Consider the following 17,526-nt stretch of genomic DNA (forward strand, 5'->3'; position numbering starts at 1 on the left):
AGTTCTGTCGGCAGAAGAATGGAGGCGCGGCCCGCTAAAGGCCGTGCCGTTTCCATTGCCCTGGGAATCCTGCGATTCCTCGTTGTGGCGGCTACGACCTATCTCGGCCTTCTCGCCGTGACTTTCTTTATCGGCCGTGTCGTGCCGATCGATCCGGTGCTGGCGATTCTCGGCGATCGCGCGCCAGCCCATGTTGTCGAGCGGGTGCGCCGCGAGCTTGGTCTCGATCTGCCCCTCTATCAGCAGTTCTATATCTATCTGAAGGCTGTCCTTTCCGGCGATTTCGGCACATCGGTGCTGACGACAAACCCGGTGATGACCGATATCCGCCGCGTCTTTCCCGCCACGATCGAGCTTGCGACGCTCGGAACGCTGATCGGCGCCGTCATCGGCATCCCGCTCGGCGTCCTTGCCGCCGTGCGCCGCGGCAGCATTGCCGACCAGATCGTCCGCGTCATCGGCCTCGTCGGCTATTCGGTGCCGATCTTCTGGCTGGCGCTGATCGCGCTTGTCATTTTCTATGCGCGGCTGCGGTGGGTCGCCTTTCCCGGGCGTATAGACGTCGTCTACGAATATACGTTCACGCCGGTCACCGGCTTTTACCTCATCGACAGCGCATGGCAGAGGCAGTGGGATGTCTTCCGGGATGTCTTCCGTCACATCATCCTGCCGGCGTCGCTGCTCGGCTATTTCTCGCTCGCCTATATCAGCCGCATGACACGCAATTTCATGCTGAATGAGCTGAGCCAGGAATATATCGTCGCCGCTCGGGCGAAAGGCCTGTCCGAAACCCGGGTGATCTGGATGCATGCGCTGCGCAATGCCGCCGTGCCGCTGGTAACGGTGATCGCGCTTTCCTATGCCGGCCTTCTTGAGGGTTCCGTGCTGACGGAAACCGTCTTCTCCTGGCCGGGTATTGGCCTCTACATCACGAATTCGCTGCAGAATGCCGACATGAACGCCGTGCTCGGCGGCACGATCATCATCGGCACGGTCTTTGTCAGCATCAATCTCCTGTCCGACCTTCTCTACTGGACACTCGACCCGAGGACGCGAAATTCATGACGAGCCCGGCCACTGAAGCGGCGCCGATGACGCGGCGCGAATGGCTGCTTTCCGACCGGCCGCAATCGCGCCTGCAGGCACGTCTCGGCCGGACCTATGTGACCTGGCGGCAGTTTTCGGAAAACCGGCTGGCGCTCGTCGGGCTGGCGATCATCATACTTCTTCTCTTCGTCGCAGCCTTCGCCGGCCTGATCGCCACGCATTCACCCGTCGCCGGCGATCTCGCCAGGGCACGGCTCCTGCCGCCGGGGACGGAGGGCTATCTCCTCGGCACCGACGATCAGGGGCGCGACATCTTCTCGCGGCTGGTCTACGGCTCGCGATTGACACTTTTCGTCGTCGTCCTGGTTGCGATCATTGCCGCGCCGATCGGGCTTATCGTCGGAACGGTGTCGGGATATGCCGGTGGCTGGATCGATGCGGTCCTGATGCGCATCACCGATATTTTTCTGGCCTTTCCGAAGCTCGTGCTTGCGCTTGCCTTCGTCGCGGCACTCGGTCCTGGAATCCAGAATGCGATCATAGCGATCGCGATCACCTCCTGGCCGCCCTATGCCCGCATCGCCCGTGCCGAGACGCTGACGATACGCCGCTCCGATTATATTTCGGTCGTGCGCCTGATGGGCGCTTCACCAATGCGCATCATTCTCCGGCATGTCATGCCGCTCTGCATTTCCTCGCTCATCGTCCGTGTGACGCTCGATATGGCCGGCATCATCTTGACCGCTGCCGGGCTCGGCTTTCTCGGCCTCGGCGCGCAACCGCCGTTGCCCGAATGGGGCGCGATGATCGCATCGGGGCGCCGCTTCATTCTCGATCAGTGGTGGGTGGCGGCGATGCCGGGCATTGCGATCCTCGTCGTGAGCCTCGGCTTCAACCTGCTCGGCGATGGCCTGCGCGATGCACTCGATCCGAAGGGGAGCGGCCGATGAGCCCGCTTCTGGCGATCGAAAATCTCAAGGTGCGCTATCCGACCCGCACCGGCGTCATAGAGGCGGTGCGCGGCGTCTCCTTCACGCTCGGGCGCGAGCGCCTCGGCATCGTCGGCGAATCCGGTTCCGGCAAATCGCAGACCGGCCGCGCCATCATGGGCCTGACGCCGCCGCACGGCATCGTCACCGCCGACCGCATGGAGTTCAGCGGCATCGACCTGCTTTCGATCTCCGCCGGAGAGCGGCGGCGAATGCGCGGCAAGCGCATTGCCATGGTGCTGCAGGATCCGAAGTATTCGCTGGATCCGGTCATGACCGTCGGCAGGCAGATCGTGGAAACCCTCCGCACCCATGAGAAGATCGGACGGAGCGAAGCCCGCGCCCGTGCGCTCGCCATGCTGGAGGCCGTGCAGATCCGCGATCCGGAGAGGGTCTTCGATCTGCATCCGCATGAGGTTTCGGGCGGCATGGGCCAGCGCGTGATGATCGCCATGATGCTGATCGCCGAGCCGGAACTGCTGATCGCCGACGAACCGACCTCCGCCCTGGACGTCACGGTCCAGCTCGACGTGCTGCGTATCATGGATCGGCTGGTCTCCGAGCGCGGCATGGGGCTGATCTTCATCTCCCATGACCTGCGTCTCGTCTCTTCCTTCTGTGATCGCGTCATCGTCATGTATGCCGGCAGGATCGTCGAGGAGCTCGCGGCTTCGGAACTGAAGAATGCGAAGCATCCCTATACGCAGGGGCTGCTCAATTGCATGCCGCAGATTGGCGAAGACCGTCATCCGCTCCCCGTTCTCGACCGCAGACCGGAGTGGGCCCTATGACGGCAGCCATTGCGATTGATGGTGTGAGCGTCATCTATGACCGGTACTATGCGCTCGATGCCGTCAGCATCGAGGTGGCGAGAGGCGAATCCTTCGGGCTCGTCGGTGAATCGGGTTCGGGCAAGTCGACACTGCTGCGCGCGATCGCAGGTCTCGCTCCCGTCAGTGACGGTACCATCCGTGTCGGCGGCGAAGTGCTCGATGGTGCCGGGCGCAGCAAGTCCTTCTATCGCAACGTCCAGATGGTGTTCCAGGACCCATACGGCTCGCTGCATCCGCGCCAGACGGTCGACCGCCAGCTGCTGGAGCCGCTCGCCATCCACGGCATCGGCGACAGTGACCGGCGCATCGCAAAGGCGCTCGACGAGGTGGGCTTGGGTTCCGGTTTCCGTTTCCGCTACCCGCACCAGCTTTCCGGCGGACAGCGCCAGCGCGTCGCGATTGCCCGGGCTTTGATCCTGGAGCCGACGATCCTGTTGCTCGACGAGCCGACCTCAGCGCTCGATGCCTCGGTACAGGCGGAGGTGCTCAATCTGCTGGAACAGATAAGGAAAGACCGCCATCTGACCTTCGTCATGGTCAGCCACGATCTCGGCGTGGTCACGCATATGTGCGAGCGGCTGGCCGTGATGCGCGACGGCACCGTCGTCGAGCGGCTGACGGCGAAGGAGTTGGCAGCGGGGTCGGTTATGCAGGACTATACGCGTAATCTCATGCTGGCCAGCAAGGGGTTTGTTCGCTAACTGTAATTCAACCTGTGCAAGTATCGCGCGGAATTTTCGTATTTTATTAAGAAAATTTAACCCTACATTCAGGTGGTGTTCATCCGCTGGGATAGAAAATACTGCAGACGAACAACCACTAGGAGATGAAATGCAAGGGTCTGCCAAGAAACTTGCGGTGCTGGCGCTTTCCGCGATCGTGACCGCAACAAGCATTATCCCGTCCTACGCCATTCCAATGCCCCAGCCCGATCTCGGCGGTGCTCGCGTTGCGGGCGTGCAGGAGGTTCAGTATTACCATCATCGTCCGCCGCCACGCCGCGGCTGGTACCACGGTCACCGTGGCTATGACCATTATCGCCCCGGCTATCGTCGCCACAGCGATGGATGGTGGTATCCGCTGGCAGCCTTCGGCGCGGGTGCGATCATCGGCGGCGCAATCGCCAGCCAGCCGTCGCGGCCGGCCGAAGCCGGCATCAATCCCAGACATACGGACTGGTGCTACAGCCGCTATCGTTCGTATCGGGCCTACGACAACACCTTCCAGCCCAATTACGGTCCGCGCCGACAGTGCTATTCGCCCTATTACTGAGAGCATCGGCATTTGCTATGCATTTAGCCGAAACATGCGAAGAAGCGGCAACACTTTGAATCCGCTAATAAGCCCCGAAAATCGTTCCTGATTCTCGGGGTTATTAGATCGATCCTTGTAGAAGCGGAAATTAGACGGCATCGCCCATGCCGGGATTCGTTTTCACGCCCGGGGTGCAAGGCTTCGCATGGCGGTTGCGTTCACCACGCAACGCTTCACCGCGATCGAAGAGTATCTTTGACTATGGTTGGATCTCTACAAGCTGGATCCAATCAAAGAGCCGGCCACTAAGACAATGCCGACGGCCGCGATCAGCCCAATGTAGATCATAAAACTCAGACGTTCATCTCTAGCAGGATCATCCATGGCTGCCTCCTTCGCGCGCTGGTTTCATTGGGACTGATCTAACGCGTGAGGCGCCGGCTGGCCCTCTGGCTCGCCTGGGTGCCTGCTCAATGTGAAGGCAACCGCAATGGCGCAGGCGGCCACCAGAATAGCCGCCACGAAAATCATCATCCGCCGCGATGGTCCCGGCCGTTCTGATGCCATTGTCCACTCCTCTGTTTGAGCGTCCAATAACCGATTACGCCGCATGCCAAGAGGAATGCAGCGGTAAATATTAAAAGGGGAAGGTATCCTTCGAGCATGGTGCTTCCTCTTTTGGAGGGCAAACCAATGCGTTGGACATTTGTTCCTCTCGGGTCGATAGCGTGTGCAGCGATCTGCTTCAGGAGGCGCGCGAAACGGACTATAGGTCGGCCAGCTTTAACCGCGATGCTAAAAGATCGACGAAAGTCCGGACCTTCGCTGGAGGTAGTCTGTTCTCCTGCCAAAGAGCGTGGATCGGCACCGGGCTGGGCTCGAACTCCTCCACCACGGGCTCGACCGCGCCGGTTGCAACCAGGTTCTTGATCTGCCAGAGCGGCGAGTATCCCAGGCCGAGGCCTTGGCTTACGGCCGAATAGATTGCCGCCATCGTATTGGCTCGGAACGAGCCGTTGACGGTAACTGTGCGCGGCTTTCCCCCGATCTGAAACGACCATTGGCCTGGCCGATGGTCGACCGTGCGAACAATGCACGAGTGCCGGCGCAGATCAAAGGGATGCATCGGGCGCCCGTGCCGTGCAAAATAGGATGGTGCGCCGAACACCACTCGCCGGAGCGCTCCTAAACGTTTTCCCTGCAGGCCTGAGTCCGGCAAATCCGCAATGCGCACCACCAGATCGAGCCCCTCCGCGGCCAAATCCGAGAATGCGTCGGACAGCTGGAGATCGACGTGGACTTTCGGATGGACACTCATGTATTCGGCGATGATCGGAACCAGAAAATCAGGTCCGAACAGGACTGGCGCACCAATGCGCAGGATGCCGGACGGTTCTGAGCGCCTGTGGTTGGCTTCGAGCTTTGCTTCCAAGATCTCAGCAACGGCGGGCTTCACGCGTCTGTAGAAGGCCGAACCGGCCTCGCTCGCGGTGCATTGACGCGTGGTTCGGTGAACGAGTTGGACACCGACGTCCTGCTCCAGCGTGGCAAGAGACCGGCTGACCGCCTGAAGCGATCTGTCGAGGCGGCGGGCTGCCTCGGTCAAGCTGCCGTATTCAACCACCGCCAGGAAGGTTTCCAGATCTTCAAGTCGACTCATTCTATTATCTCGATAACAGAGACAAAGAATTACATTCTGCAACAATTGTGCCGACATCCGCAAGAATCTAGCTTGAAAGGGCAAGGAAAAAGCGGAGAAACGTCATGCAATCAGATAGTCCTATAGTGCTGGCGGTCGGCGCCACCGGAAAGTTCGCCCGGTTGATCGTGCCCGAACTTGTCCGGCGCAATGCGAAAGTGCGGGCGTTAGTGCGAAATCCCTCTGAGGGGGACAAGGCACTCTCGCTGGGCGCGACGGAGTTTGCGGTCGGGGACCTGCGAGATGCCGATAGCCTGACCAGAGCGCTGGACGGGGTGAACGGCGTCTTCCATATCGGCCCGGCCTTTGCTCCCGACGAAGCCGCGATGGGCGTGACCCTCATCGAAGCTGCGGAAGAGGCCGGCGTGAGGAAATTCGTCTTCTCATCCGTTATCCAGCCGACGAACACGCGTCTGGAGAACCACGCGAGTAAGATCCCGGTGGAGAATGCGCTCTACTCGTCGCGTCTCGAATACACGATCCTCCATCCGGCAAATTTCATGCAGAATATTGGTATGTCATGGCCGATAATTCTTGAGAGCGGCAGCTTCTCGGAGCCGTTTCCCAGGGAAGCCAAGGTCGCGCGGGTGGACTACCGTGACGTAGCGGAACTGGCTGCCATCGCCTTGACGAGCGATAGGCTCGCTTATGCGACCTTGGAGCTTTGCGCAGGCATGTTCGACCGATACGAGATTGCGGCAATCATGTCGGATGAGCTCGGCAGGACTATCGAAGCGTCTGAACTGAGCTTTTCAGAATGGGTGGCCAGCGCTCGACTTCCCTACGGCGATCGCGAACTGCAACTGCTTGCGAAGGTTCACGAACATTATCGCAAGTACGGCCTTGGCGGAAACAGCCTGGCGCTTGCCGCAGCCCTCGGGCGTAATCCTCGCTCGCTTCGCCAATATATAAGCGAACTCGTGCGGGGGCAGGCATCTGCCGCATCGACGCGGGAGGAGGCAAAGCATGGCTGACTTCGGACAGCAGCGTCGAATAAAGAAACTGCCTCCTTCCTATGGGGTGGTCGTCATGCCTTTGGTGCTCTCCGTTCTTATGTCTGCCATCGTGTCGGCTGTGGCGACCGTGGTCAGTACGGGGATCGGACCGATGTTCGTCGCCAACTGGCCCGGCGCGTGGGGAGCTTCATGGCTGGTCGCGTTTCCCAGCCTCCTCATTGTACTTCCGATCGTGCGTCGGATCGTTTCTGTGATCGTCGAACTGCCGCGATGAGTTCTCTCGACCGGCCTTGGAGCCGGCGGTGTTAATCCAGCACACGGCGACGGAGTTTCTCAAGATCTGCCGAAGATAGGCCGATATGCTGCCCATAGGATGGCAAACCGCCGTAAATCCTCCTGACATGGTCGAGCATGGTGCGCATCGTCCCCGGGTCGCTCGCCAGAAACCGTTCGACCAGTGCAGGATCGATGCCATTGCGAAGCGCCTTTTCGCGCAACCGCTCGATCAAAGGGCCGGCGATTGTTGCCGTCAGAGCGTAGTCCTCGATGATGGCATCCTCTTCGACGCCGGCAATGGCAAGCAGGATCGCTGAAATAACTCCAGTCCGATCCTTTCCGGCGCTGCAGTGGAAGAGGACAAGGCCCTCCGGGGCGTCCGCAATCGTGCGCAGGACCTCGGCGATGGCCTGCTGGCAGGTATCGATGGCTTCGCAATAGCGTGCAGCCATGTCGAAAGGATCTGGGCCAGTCCTTACGGCCTCGATTGGTGCGAGTGCGGAGAAGAGAGGCATGTTGTGGTAGCGCACGCGACGATCGGCGTGGAAGGGATTCGCTTCGAGCGCGATCTCGTGAGCGTTGCGCAGATCGATCACCGTCAGGAGTCCTTCGGCCAGCAGGGTGTCGACATCCGAAGCGGTCAGGAGATGCAGACCATCGCCCCTGAGGATTGACCGCCAGCGCGTGATGGTGCCCGTGCCGGTGGCGTAGCCGCCGAGATCGCGGACATTATGGGCGCCTTCAAGGGCGATCAGGCGTTCATAAGGCATTGTCATCAGCGGATTCCCGATTTCATGAAGGATTCGATGACCTGTCGCTGCAGGACCAGGTAGATGAGGAGAATCGGCAGGCTGGCGAGCGTGGCGGCAGCCATCAGCGGTCCCCAAAGATTGCCTTCCTGCGTCATGAAGGTCTGGAGGGCGATCTGGACGACCGAGTTTTCGATCTTGCGCGATAGAAGCAGCGGCCAGAAATACTCGTTCCAGGCCGAAATGAAGGCAAGGATGGCGAGCGAGGCGATCGGCGCGCGCATGTTCGGCGTCACGATTTCCCACAGGATGCGCCAGCTTCGCGCACCATCCATCCGCGCCGCTTCGAGGACCTCCGTCGGAAACGAGCGCATGGCGTGGTAGAGCAGCAGGATCGCGAAAGCCGCGACGGCATTCGGGATCACGAGACCGCTCAGCGTATCGAGAAGACCGAGCCTCGAGGCAAGCACATAGTTCGGGATCATCGTGACCTGAAAGGGTACGAGCCATGAGAGCGCGATCAGTCCGTGCATGACGCCGGCAAGGCGCATGCGCCACCGTACCAGTGCGTAGGCTGCCAGAAGGCCGGTAAGCACCTGCAAGGCCGCGGTCGCCATCGCGACAATGGTCGTATTGGCGAGGATATGCAGCATCGGGACCCTTGTCAGTACGAAGACATAGTTCTCGAGCGACGGTCGGGACGGCCATAGCTCGGTCGAGAAGATATCGTTTTCCGCCTTGAGTGAGCTGACGATCATCCAGTAGATCGGAAAGACGGCCAGGAAAGAGAGCAGGATCATCAGCGCATGCACGCCGAGGCGCCGGGTGGTGCTGCCGCGCTTTGACACGGGCGGGCTCTGCTTAATTGTCATAGACGGCATGCCTCTTCATGAAGCGCAGGCAGAAGAAGGCGATGACCGCAAAGCCCGCAAAAGTGATCATCCCGGCGGCTGCGCTCCAGCCGGCCGCAAGCGTTTCGAAGCCGTATTCCCACAGCAGGTAGAAGATGTTGGTCGTCGATTTCAGCGGGCCGCCATTGGTCAGAACGTTGATATAGGCAAAGCTCCACTGCGCGCCGAACAGGATCGTCATCATCGAAAGCAGCAGGATCGTCGGCGAAAGCAGCGGCAGGCGGATGTCGCGGATGATCTGCCAGGGACGGGCGCCGTCCATGCGTGCCGCCTCGACATAGGAGGGATTTATGCCGGCATTGGCGGCGGAAAAGAGCAGTGTCGAAAAGCCGATCAGCTTCCAGCCGGTGATCCAGGTGAGCGTTGCCAGTGCATAGGTTGGATCGGTCAGAAAGCCGATCCGGCTTAAGCCCATCGCCCCGAGCGCGTGATTGACGAGACCGTGATCGTCGTTGAGAAGCCAGCGCCAGAGTATGGCAGTGACGACGGGTGCCACGATCATGGGCACGAAGATCAGGGTTCGGTAGAGCATGCGGGCGCGACCCTGTAGATCCTGCGTCAGCATGGCGACGAACAGCGGAATGATTACCGACATCGGGAACAGGCCGATGATGTAGAAAACCGTGTTCCAGAGCGCGGTGCGCATTTCCGGCAGCGCGAAGAGGCGCTGATAATTGGCCAGTCCGACAAAGCGCTGCGGCGATGTCGGCAGCATGTTCCACTGGTAGAAGGAAAGCTTGAAGGCTTCCGCTAGCGGAATATAGGTCCACATGAAGAGCAGGATCAGCGCGGGCGCAAGATAGAACCACGGCACCACATGGGCGCTGCGGTCGCGGTTTGCGATGCTCAAAGGTCGCGCCAGATCGGCTTGGATATCGGTCATGGAAATCGTCCGGAAGAATGCCGGCAAGAGACACAAGCTCTGGCCGGCATGCCTCTGTTATGGCATCAGGTTCTGCGCATCGTCCTGGGCGGTCTTCAATGTTGCGACCGGATCGCCGCTGCCGAAGACGGCTTCACGGACGGAGTCCATCATCATCTTTTCCACCTGCCGGTAGTTCGGGCCGGGGAAAGCGATGTTGGCGGTCAGGCGGTTCAACTGCTCGAGATTGGGCCTGATCATCGGATTTTCCTTGACCCATTCGCCGAGATATTTCGGATCGTCGACGATATCGAGGCGCAGCGGCAGATAGCCGATCTTGCTGGTGATGATCGTATAGGCTTCCTTGCTCGTCAGGAATTTCAGGAGCTCATAGGACGCGCGCTGTTTTGCTGGGTCCTTGCTGAACACGAAAAGGGCGCTGCCCGAATTCGTCGGCGCCGTCGGCTTATCGCCGAAGGAGGGCATGGCGGTGACGCGCAGATCGAACTTGTCCTTGGCAGATTTTTTAAGGCTGCCATAGAGAGCGCTGGTGTAAAGGAACATGCCGAGATTGCCGCTCGCCATCGTATCGGAGGGGCTTGCCACATCGAGACGCGCATGTGCGCCGCTGTCGACCATGTCGCGCAGCATTTTCACGGCTTCCGCCGCATTGCTGTCGGCGAAGGTCAGCTTGTTTCCATCGCGGACCTTGCCGCCGTTCGACATCACGATCGCCTGATAGACGAAGGTGCCGTCGGCCGGGCCGTAGGCGCCGGGAAAGAAGCCGTTCTTGCCGGTCTTTTCCTTGATCGCTTCGCCGGCCTTCTTGATGTCGTCCCAGGTCTTGGGCGGGTTTTCAGGATCGAGGCCGGCCTGTTTGAAGAGATCGGCATTGTAATAGAGGATCGGCGTCGAGAATGTATAGGCGAGACCGTAGGTCTTGCCGTCGACCTTACCGAGATCGAGGCCCTGAGGGATCATGCCCGAGAGATGCTCCTTCAGCTCCTGCGGGTCGACCATGTCCTCGAGCGCATTGGCGCCGAGATCACTGGCGATATAGATGAGATCGCGGAAGACGAGCTGGGCGACGTCAGGCTGCTGCCCGGCGACGATATCCGCCTGCACGCGGCTCATGATTTCGTTCGAGGGGACGGCCACGGTCTCCACGGTGATGTAGGGGAATTTCTGCTTGAAGGCAGCCAGAAGCTCCTTGGTCGCCTCGGCACCGGCGCTCGCTGAAGCAAGATTGTAATTGTAGAAGCTGATCGTCACCGGCCCGTCGACCGACGCCGGCATTGCGGCAAAGGCTTGCGTGAAGGGCATCAGGGCAGCGCCGGCAAGCGCCGCCATCAGCTTGGAAAAGGTTCTGCGCAGCATTGGTTGGTTTCTCCAGCAGGGATTATTCGGCGGTTACGGGAACGGCCCGTTCCAGTAGCATTGCGAGCGGATAGATGTTGAGTTCGGCGCGGTCCGAGGGCAGCGGGACGAAAGCCATCGTCAGGCCGGACGGGCGTATCGTGCCGATGCCGAAAGAAGTGCCGCGGACCATGCGCAGGACGTCCGTGCGCAGGATATCGGTTGCCGCGTGCTGGCCCGTGCCGACGATGACCGGAATGCCGTGCCAAAAGGAAACCCGGTCGTGATGAATATGGCCGCTCAGAATGCCGATGATGTTGCGGCCTTTCAGCAGGCCGGCGAGACGTTGCGACTGAGGAAAATGGATCGTCCGCCAGTGGGCGGCATCCGGCTCTTCGCCGAGTGCGGGCGGATGATGCGAGACGATAAGTTTCGGCAGCTCCGGATGGTTGTCGAGCGTCCGTTCAAGCCATTCGAACTGGGCGGGATCGATGGTTCCGCCGATCAGGCCGGGCGTGCTGGAGTCCAGTGTCACGATATGGATGCCGCTGACGATGCAATCATGGTCATAGGGCGCTTTGGGAGCTGGGGCTTCAATTTCCATGCCCTCGTAGAAGCCGGGACGGGTGTCGTGATTGCCGAGCGCATAAATTACGGGCATGTCGATATCGGCCATCATCCGTTTCAGCAGGCGGAAGCTTTCGGCGTCACCGCGGTTGGTGAGATCACCGCTTGCCACGACGAATTCCGGCCTGGGTGTGACGGTCTTGATCAATGCGAGCACCTGGCGAAGCGTCTCGACCGTGTCGCTGTGAAGGTGATCGTCATCGGATGTGCCGATGTGAAGGTCGGTCAGATGGATAAAGGTCGTTTGGCTCGGCACACGGATCTCCATTCAATGTCGGCTCGGCAAATGCGGCAGGAGGACGCCTGTGCACCTGTCATCATCGCGAATACGCAGGCATTGGGAGGCTGCAGTCGCATTTGAAATGACCGATAGAGGAGCTTGTTATCGTTGCCGTGACGGATTTCGAACGCTGTTCGAGACTCAGCTGATACGACGGAACATCGGCGCGATGACTTCCACCATGCGGGCAATCACCGTATCCGGATCGTCGAAGTCGATGCGGTGATCCGTCATGACTTCGGTGCGGGAACGGCTGCGCGTCACCTGCGAACGAATGCCGAGCGCGCAGTTGAGACGCCAGCCGATATCCACCTCGTCGAGCCAGGGCGCGATGCGCCTCAGATGGGGAATGAAGGCTTTGTGATGCTCGATATTGTCGATGATCCGGCGATAGTACGCGACTTCGCGATGGCGTTGCGCGAGCAGCGTGAAGTGCGAGAGCACGGGATAGCTGGAACTCGGATCAAGGCTCCAGCGGATGGAAGGACCGATGAGGGCGGCGATGACCTCTTCGAGATCCGCTGCGTGGGGTGCATTGCGTTCGACCGCCTTTCTGAGAAGCGTCAGGCGCTCGGCGTTCAGACGAAGATAAACCCGCTCGGCCACCGCCGCGATCAACGCTTCCTGTGATCCGAAATGATAGCTGATCGCGGAGGGCGTGGCATGCGCCACGCCTGCGATGCGCCGCGCCGTCAATTCCTCGATCGTCTCGACGTCGCAAAGAAGATGTTCGCAGGCATCCATGAGCCTGAGCGCGGTGGGATTTGGTCGGCCGTACATTGCTGTTACCAACTCTCGTCAGTTCTGTTCTCCCTAGCATGAGGTCGGTGTCGATCAGATGACAAAATGTCTGGCCGGGCACACACTGGCGCTGACGAATGGCTTTGTCCGAACGCCAAGAAATTGTCGCCTTCAGGCATGCGTTTTCCGCTGCCGTGCAATTCTTGTTCGTCCTATATATGTATGATAGCTTAAATATAGTTCAGCTCGCGAACCCGGGATGGGGCGAAGGGTGAGTGATGAATTTTCTTTTGGCTTCCGTCATCGGTGTTCTTGTCGGGGTCTCTGTCGCATCGGCAGGACCATTGCATGATGCGGCCAGGGATGGAGACGTCGAGCGCACCAGGCAGCTCCTGGATCAGGGCGCCAATGTGGCGGAGCCTGACAGCGCCGGTGAGCCGCCCCTGATGATTGCGTCGCTTGCCGGGCATGCCGATGTCGTCGCTCTTCTTCTGGAGCGGGGTTCTGACATCGAGATTCGCAACAAGGGCGGTCTGACGGCGCTGCATGCGGCAGCCTATGGAGGCCATCTCGACGTGGTCGAGCTGCTTGTCGCCAAGGGCGCTGCCGTCAACGACGAAGAGAATTTCTACAGAATGTCGCCGCTCCATGCGGCAGCGGAAGAAGGTCATGCGGACGTGATCGCCTTTCTGCTCACCCAAAGGGCGGATGTCGAAGCAAAGGAAAGGAACGGCTATACGCCGCTTACCCAGGCCGGATGGCGCTCCCATTGGGACGCGGCCAATCTGTTGTTGAAAGCAGGCGCCGCCTGTCAGGGAGCCGACCTTGTCGGTCAGTGGCTCTACGACGAATGCACGAAGCGAAAATGAGATCTCGTGCAGCGAACGCCCTATCCGGAAATCGGAGGATTGTTATGTCTGATCATAAGCGGAACAGACGGTTCCGGAGTGCGGCGGCCGTCGGGGCGATTGCCATGCTGCTCTTCGCTCAGCCCGTTCTGGCAGAAGACTTCGTCAACACGGGTTACTTTGGCGATGTCGCAATCAAAGGATACGACCCCGTCGCCTATTTCACTGAGAATGAGGCGGTGGAGGGATCTCCACAATATTCCCACCAGTGGCTGGGGGCGACCTGGTATTTCACGAGTGCCGAGCATCGCGATATGTTCATCCGTGATCCGGCGAAATACGCGCCTCAATATGGCGGCTACTGCGCCGATGGTGTTTCCTTCGGAACAGTTACCACCAATGTCGATCCGAAAGCCTGGCGGATCATCGATGGCAAGCTGTACATAAGCTATGATCCCGGAGCTGCAGAGGGTTTTGAGAAGAACCCCACCAAGGTCGTCGATTCGCAAAAGCATTGGTCCGAAGTCCAGCAGACGCTCATATCAGAGAAGATGCAAAAGGACTGGCAGCATGCTCCCGCGAATTGATTGACCGGTAAAACGGCCGCCTTCCCTAGAGCGTTTCAGCTTTTCATGGAAGTGCAGAACCGCTCTAACCTTTTGTTTTCACGCAATTCCGGACGGAAAACCGCTTCGCACTTTTCCTGGAATTGCGCTAGCGGCCAATCGAAAAGAACTTCAGCGCCTGCGGCGTGACATGGATATATGTCATGCCCGGCTCCTCGCCGCTCTTGTTGCGATAGACATATCCGCACACCATGCGATTCAGGAAGTAGCCTGCGAACTGTTCGCAGAGCCGGTTCTCCTGGATCTCGATTGTACCGGTGATATTCGTGTTAGCGCTGCGATAGGCAGTGTTTCCGGCCTTGTCGAAAAACTGCAGGAACTGGGTGCCGTTGCGGTGCTTGCCGAGCCATGTTTTGCCACTGACCAGATCGCGCAGCTCCTCACCGGTAACTTGATCCGTTTCCGCGCCTTGGAAACCGAAGGGCCAATCAGGAATTCCCGCGGTTCGCAAACTGGTCAGATGCCGGCGGAGATCATCCTCACGCCAATAGTCATAGAGATAGCTGTAGTATGTAAGATTGCTTTCCGGAAACAGCTCCAGCAGCTTCGACTTTTCCTTTTCGGCGCGCGCCTGCTCACCCTGCTCGACATAGGCGGCAGCCAGAAATTCGCGAGCGGCCTCGGCATTGGGTAGGACATCCCGAGCGGCCTCCATTAGGGAAATCGCCCGGTCGTTATCATTTGCGATGTAGAAGACGACACCGCCCAGTAATTGAAAGCTTGGCGACGGCGAAGGGTCGAGCCGCAATGCTTTCTCCATCTCGGTCATTGCCTGTTCGTGGTCGCCGGTATGGGCAAGGATGAGCGCCAGGTTGGCGTATGCTTCCGCATCGTTTGGCTGAGCCAGCACCGCCTGGTTTGCGGAAACTCTTGCTTCCGTCTCCCGGCCATCGACAAGCTGCAGCAGGGCGAGGACCGTGTGCGCCCGTGCATTATTCGGATCGAGCTTCAGCGCCTGTCCGGCCGCATCATAGGCTATCTTCCGCGCCACGGCTGCGGACCAGAGGAAATTATAGTCGTTGCGCCAGACGTCGACAGCGACGCGCGCGATCCCCGCATGCGCGTCGGCAAAGCCGGGATCGAGATCGATGGCTTTCTGATAATAGGAGAGGGTCTCGCGATAGGTCTCGACGTCGCTGTACGTGAGCCCCGCCTGTTCCGCCCTCATATAGTAATCGTAGGCTTCGAGATTCTCGGTGGGGATCCGCGCCAGCTGGTTGCGTTCACGGTCGTTGAGCTTGACCGCCAGGGCCGAAATGATCTTGCCGATGACGTCGTCCTGGACGGCGAAGAGGTCGGTATATTGGCGGTCATAGCGTTCCGCCCAGAGGGAGAGCCCCGTAAGCGCGTCGATCAGCTTGACGTTGATACGCAGCCGCGATCCTGCGCGCTGCAGCGTCCCTTCCAGCACGTAATGGACGCCGAGTTCGGCGGCCACGTCCTGTATCTTGCCGCCCGTGTCTTGGATTGCAAAAACGGAATGACGGGCAATCACGAAGAGACCGGAGACCTTCGACAGCTCCGTAATGAGGTCATCCGTCAAGCCTTCCGCAAGGTGATCATGTTCGGCGTCGCCGCTGACGTTGATGAAGGGCAACACCGCAACCGACGGCTTGTCCGGTAGGGGATAGGCGAAGCGTTCGACGAGCGACGGCGATCGCAGAAGCGTCCACGGTTGCCACCAGGCAGCCGCGCCCGCCAAGAGGAGGCCGACCACCGCCGCGACTGCGATTGAAATGCGCCAGCGGCGAGCGTATCTGCGTGCGCCAACTGTCTTGCCCGCTGCCGCTGGATCGAGCACGACACGATAGACCCGGACGGGATCGGCGATGCTCTTGACCCTCTGCTCGCCGAGCGAAACGAAGCCGACCGGAAGCTTCGATTTGACCTGATCATAGGCCGTTCCGGAAATGGCAATTCCACCCGGTTCGGCAAGCGCCTGCATCCGGTCCGCGATGTTGACGCCGTCGCCGTGGATGTCCTCGCCTTCAACAATGATGTCGCCGAGATTGATACCGATGCGGAAATCCAGCCGCCGGTCGGCCGGTAGATCGGCATTCCGTTTGACCTTCTGCTGCTGCACCTCCACTGCGCAGCGCAAGGCATCGACCACGCTGTGGAACTCGACCAGCAGGCCGTCGCCCATGGTCTTGACCAGCCGGCCGTGATGCTGCGCGATCGTCGGTTCGAACACGTCCCGCAGATCGGCCTGGAAATGCCTTCGCGTGCCTTCTTCGTCGATCTGGCTCAGGCGGCCATAGCCGACGACATCGGCGATCAGGACGGCTGCGAGACGGCGCTCCATAGACGATCTTTCTCGGAGAGATCTACCCCATCGATATCTTACAGCAGCGACATGATCGATACCATTGTGGCCACTACAGCGCTGTGCGTCTTCGCACAAAAATCGCTGTAACACTTTGAATGCTGCATGTTCCTTAAATCGCTTCCGATTTAAGGAACATGCAGTGGCCAGTGAAAGATGAGCCTTATGAAACTCTATAAGTAAACATTATTTCTTCAGAGCGGTTTTCCGATACGGCGTTTATATTGCCAATCGGCGTGCCGAAATCGCCAGGCGACGTTCCCACCAGATTAGGCCGAGGCTCGATCCCACGATCAGCAATGCGCCGACGACGACGTTCGCTGTCGGAACTTCCGCCCAGATGAGATAGCCGTAGAGGAATGCCCAGACGAGACCGCTATATTCGATCGGCGCGATCGTCGAGGCGGGTGCGTAGCGAAAACCTTCGTAGAGCAGGTATTGGCCCAGCGCGCTAACCAGGCCGAGACCGATCATCAGGGCCCAACCGATGGCATTAGGAGATTTCCACAACCAGGGCAACACGACGCCGCAGGCAACGGCGAAAAGGAAGCTTGTCGCCATCATCTGGTTCAACGTGCTTTCCGTGCGGCTGACGAGCCGCACGAGAATAACGCTCCAGGCCCAGCAGAATCCGGCAAACAGTACCATCCCGGCCGGCACGAGGCTCGGTGCCTCTGCCGGATTTGCCGCCATTACCACCCCCGCGAAACCGCCGAGGCAGGCGAGCCAGCGCACTATTCCCACTCGCTCCTTGAGGACGAAGATGGAAAGGACGACCACGATCACCGGCGCGGAGAAATACATGGTCGTGATCTCGGCGAGACCGAGGTGCCGCGCCGCGGAATAATAGGAGAGCCAGGCCCCGAGCATCAGGCAGGCCCGAAGGATAATCGATTGCCTGTTCGGGCTTGTCAGGATCGAAGGGTGGCGCTGGCTCCGCACGATGATCGCTGCGAAGACGACGATGATCACGCTGCGGATAAATAGAATTTGCGGCACAGCATAGTCGTCAACCAGCCATTTCACCATTGCATCCTGGATCGCAAAGAGTGAATAGCCAAGACACGCCAAGGCGATCCCGGTGAGCGGACCCGGCTCGTGGTTTGTCGGTCGAGAAAACATCGAAGCCTGCGGAGGTGAAATATG

The 17,526-nt window shown here is 59.6% G+C and carries 18 protein-coding genes; 9 read left to right on the forward strand and 9 right to left on the reverse strand.

All coding sequences use genetic code 11. The annotated features are described in order from the left end of the window. Positions 1 to 18: 18 nt before the first annotated feature. From AAE029_RS01945 to AAE029_RS01965, 5 genes are all read left to right on the forward strand, one after another. Positions 19 to 1,065, forward strand: a complete 1,047-nt coding sequence (locus tag AAE029_RS01945) for an ABC transporter permease (protein WP_371071525.1) — start codon at positions 19 to 21, stop codon at positions 1,063 to 1,065. After that, on the forward strand, positions 1,062 to 1,997 hold the full coding sequence (locus AAE029_RS01950) for an ABC transporter permease (RefSeq protein WP_371071100.1): 936 nt from the start codon (positions 1,062 to 1,064) through the stop codon (positions 1,995 to 1,997). The genes AAE029_RS01945 and AAE029_RS01950 overlap by 4 nt, the downstream gene beginning before the upstream one ends. Continuing rightward, positions 1,994 to 2,827, forward strand: a complete 834-nt coding sequence (locus tag AAE029_RS01955) for an ABC transporter ATP-binding protein (protein ID WP_371071101.1) — start codon at positions 1,994 to 1,996, stop codon at positions 2,825 to 2,827. Before AAE029_RS01950 ends, AAE029_RS01955 begins: the two co-directional genes overlap by 4 nt. After that, positions 2,824 to 3,570 carry an ABC transporter ATP-binding protein gene (locus AAE029_RS01960; RefSeq protein ID WP_371071102.1) on the forward strand — a complete coding sequence of 249 codons (747 nt, stop codon included), beginning with the start codon at positions 2,824 to 2,826 and terminating at the stop codon, positions 3,568 to 3,570. The genes AAE029_RS01955 and AAE029_RS01960 overlap by 4 nt, the downstream gene beginning before the upstream one ends. 130 nt (positions 3,571 to 3,700) lie before the next feature. Further along, positions 3,701 to 4,141, forward strand: a complete 441-nt coding sequence (locus tag AAE029_RS01965; RefSeq protein WP_371071103.1) for a BA14K family protein — start codon at positions 3,701 to 3,703, stop codon at positions 4,139 to 4,141. A gap of 748 nt (positions 4,142 to 4,889) precedes the next feature. Here AAE029_RS01965 and AAE029_RS01970 read toward each other — a convergent pair. Beyond that, a complete protein-coding gene (locus tag AAE029_RS01970) occupies positions 4,890 to 5,783 on the reverse strand; it encodes a LysR family transcriptional regulator (protein WP_371071104.1) in 894 nt (297 codons plus the stop codon). Between the two features lie 104 nt (positions 5,784 to 5,887). On the opposite strand from AAE029_RS01970, the gene AAE029_RS01975 reads away from it, so the two are divergent. Further along, positions 5,888 to 6,796 (forward strand): NmrA/HSCARG family protein, encoded by a 909-nt coding sequence (locus AAE029_RS01975; protein ID WP_371071105.1) that lies wholly within the window; start codon positions 5,888 to 5,890, stop codon positions 6,794 to 6,796. Further along, the gene (locus AAE029_RS01980) at positions 6,789 to 7,052 is read left to right on the forward strand and encodes a DUF2798 domain-containing protein (protein WP_371071106.1); all 264 of its coding nucleotides are present in this window, start codon (positions 6,789 to 6,791) and stop codon (positions 7,050 to 7,052) included. Before AAE029_RS01975 ends, AAE029_RS01980 begins: the two co-directional genes overlap by 8 nt. Positions 7,053 to 7,083: 31 nt before the next feature. Here AAE029_RS01980 and AAE029_RS01985 read toward each other — a convergent pair whose 3' ends face one another. The 6 genes from AAE029_RS01985 to AAE029_RS02010 all read right to left on the reverse strand — a co-directional run bounded on the left by AAE029_RS01985 (position 7,084) and on the right by AAE029_RS02010 (position 12,619). After that, positions 7,084 to 7,830, reverse strand: a complete 747-nt coding sequence (locus tag AAE029_RS01985; RefSeq protein ID WP_371071107.1) for a tyrosine-protein phosphatase — start codon at positions 7,828 to 7,830, stop codon at positions 7,084 to 7,086. Further along, positions 7,830 to 8,675 (reverse strand): carbohydrate ABC transporter permease, encoded by an 846-nt coding sequence (locus tag AAE029_RS01990; protein ID WP_371071108.1) that lies wholly within the window; start codon positions 8,673 to 8,675, stop codon positions 7,830 to 7,832. The genes AAE029_RS01985 and AAE029_RS01990 overlap by 1 nt, the downstream gene beginning before the upstream one ends. Further along, positions 8,665 to 9,597 (reverse strand): carbohydrate ABC transporter permease, encoded by a 933-nt coding sequence (locus tag AAE029_RS01995; protein WP_371071109.1) that lies wholly within the window; start codon positions 9,595 to 9,597, stop codon positions 8,665 to 8,667. The genes AAE029_RS01990 and AAE029_RS01995 overlap by 11 nt, the downstream gene beginning before the upstream one ends. A 57-nt stretch (positions 9,598 to 9,654) precedes the next feature. Beyond that, positions 9,655 to 10,953: an ABC transporter substrate-binding protein gene (locus AAE029_RS02000; RefSeq protein WP_371071110.1), complete on the reverse strand. Its 1,299-nt coding sequence runs from the start codon at positions 10,951 to 10,953 to the stop codon at positions 9,655 to 9,657. Positions 10,954 to 10,975: 22 nt separating this feature from the next. Beyond that, positions 10,976 to 11,815: a metallophosphoesterase gene (locus AAE029_RS02005; RefSeq protein WP_371071111.1), complete on the reverse strand. Its 840-nt coding sequence runs from the start codon at positions 11,813 to 11,815 to the stop codon at positions 10,976 to 10,978. A 165-nt stretch (positions 11,816 to 11,980) separates the two neighbouring features. After that, on the reverse strand, positions 11,981 to 12,619 hold the full coding sequence (locus AAE029_RS02010) for a TetR family transcriptional regulator (RefSeq protein WP_371071112.1): 639 nt from the start codon (positions 12,617 to 12,619) through the stop codon (positions 11,981 to 11,983). A gap of 239 nt (positions 12,620 to 12,858) precedes the next feature. Between AAE029_RS02010 and AAE029_RS02015 the strand changes: the two genes are divergently transcribed. Together AAE029_RS02015 and AAE029_RS02020 are read left to right on the forward strand one after the other, a co-directional pair. Further along, a complete protein-coding gene (locus AAE029_RS02015; RefSeq protein WP_371071113.1) occupies positions 12,859 to 13,449 on the forward strand; it encodes an ankyrin repeat domain-containing protein in 591 nt (196 codons plus the stop codon). Between the two features lie 104 nt (positions 13,450 to 13,553). Next, the gene (locus AAE029_RS02020) at positions 13,554 to 14,015 is read left to right on the forward strand and encodes a YHS domain-containing (seleno)protein (RefSeq protein ID WP_371071114.1); all 462 of its coding nucleotides are present in this window, start codon (positions 13,554 to 13,556) and stop codon (positions 14,013 to 14,015) included. 127 nt (positions 14,016 to 14,142) lie between these two features. On the opposite strand, the gene AAE029_RS02025 is transcribed toward AAE029_RS02020, so the two are convergent. Further along, entirely contained in the window at positions 14,143 to 16,359 is a 2,217-nt protein-coding gene (locus tag AAE029_RS02025) for an adenylate/guanylate cyclase domain-containing protein (protein WP_371071115.1), read from the reverse strand. 240 nt (positions 16,360 to 16,599) lie between these two features. Beyond that, on the reverse strand, positions 16,600 to 17,502 hold the full coding sequence (locus AAE029_RS02030) for a DMT family transporter (protein WP_371071116.1): 903 nt from the start codon (positions 17,500 to 17,502) through the stop codon (positions 16,600 to 16,602). Positions 17,503 to 17,526 lie beyond the last annotated feature (24 nt).

Origin of the sequence: Sinorhizobium sp. CB7 (assembly GCF_041357635.1) — a bacterium.
Classification (GTDB): domain Bacteria; phylum Pseudomonadota; class Alphaproteobacteria; order Rhizobiales; family Rhizobiaceae; genus Rhizobium.

Excerpts from the sequence above, each read along its gene's own strand:
- AAE029_RS01945 (WP_371071525.1), top strand. The coding sequence starts at position 19 with ATGGAGGCGCGGCCCGCTAAAGGCCGTGCCGTTTCCATTGCCCTGGGA.
- AAE029_RS01950 (WP_371071100.1), top strand. The coding sequence starts at position 1,062 with ATGACGAGCCCGGCCACTGAAGCGGCGCCGATGACGCGGCGCGAATGG.
- AAE029_RS01955 (WP_371071101.1), top strand. The coding sequence starts at position 1,994 with ATGAGCCCGCTTCTGGCGATCGAAAATCTCAAGGTGCGCTATCCGACC.
- AAE029_RS01960 (WP_371071102.1), top strand. The coding sequence starts at position 2,824 with ATGACGGCAGCCATTGCGATTGATGGTGTGAGCGTCATCTATGACCGG.
- AAE029_RS01965 (WP_371071103.1), top strand. The coding sequence starts at position 3,701 with ATGCAAGGGTCTGCCAAGAAACTTGCGGTGCTGGCGCTTTCCGCGATC.
- AAE029_RS01970 (WP_371071104.1), bottom strand. The coding sequence starts at position 5,783 with ATGAGTCGACTTGAAGATCTGGAAACCTTCCTGGCGGTGGTTGAATAC.
- AAE029_RS01975 (WP_371071105.1), top strand. The coding sequence starts at position 5,888 with ATGCAATCAGATAGTCCTATAGTGCTGGCGGTCGGCGCCACCGGAAAG.
- AAE029_RS01980 (WP_371071106.1), top strand. The coding sequence starts at position 6,789 with ATGGCTGACTTCGGACAGCAGCGTCGAATAAAGAAACTGCCTCCTTCC.
- AAE029_RS01985 (WP_371071107.1), bottom strand. The coding sequence starts at position 7,830 with ATGACAATGCCTTATGAACGCCTGATCGCCCTTGAAGGCGCCCATAAT.
- AAE029_RS01990 (WP_371071108.1), bottom strand. The coding sequence starts at position 8,675 with ATGACAATTAAGCAGAGCCCGCCCGTGTCAAAGCGCGGCAGCACCACC.
- AAE029_RS01995 (WP_371071109.1), bottom strand. The coding sequence starts at position 9,597 with ATGACCGATATCCAAGCCGATCTGGCGCGACCTTTGAGCATCGCAAAC.
- AAE029_RS02000 (WP_371071110.1), bottom strand. The coding sequence starts at position 10,953 with ATGCTGCGCAGAACCTTTTCCAAGCTGATGGCGGCGCTTGCCGGCGCT.
- AAE029_RS02010 (WP_371071112.1), bottom strand. The coding sequence starts at position 12,619 with ATGTACGGCCGACCAAATCCCACCGCGCTCAGGCTCATGGATGCCTGC.
- AAE029_RS02015 (WP_371071113.1), top strand. The coding sequence starts at position 12,859 with ATGAATTTTCTTTTGGCTTCCGTCATCGGTGTTCTTGTCGGGGTCTCT.
- AAE029_RS02020 (WP_371071114.1), top strand. The coding sequence starts at position 13,554 with ATGCTGCTCTTCGCTCAGCCCGTTCTGGCAGAAGACTTCGTCAACACG.
- AAE029_RS02025 (WP_371071115.1), bottom strand. The coding sequence starts at position 16,359 with ATGGAGCGCCGTCTCGCAGCCGTCCTGATCGCCGATGTCGTCGGCTAT.
- AAE029_RS02030 (WP_371071116.1), bottom strand. The coding sequence starts at position 17,502 with ATGTTTTCTCGACCGACAAACCACGAGCCGGGTCCGCTCACCGGGATC.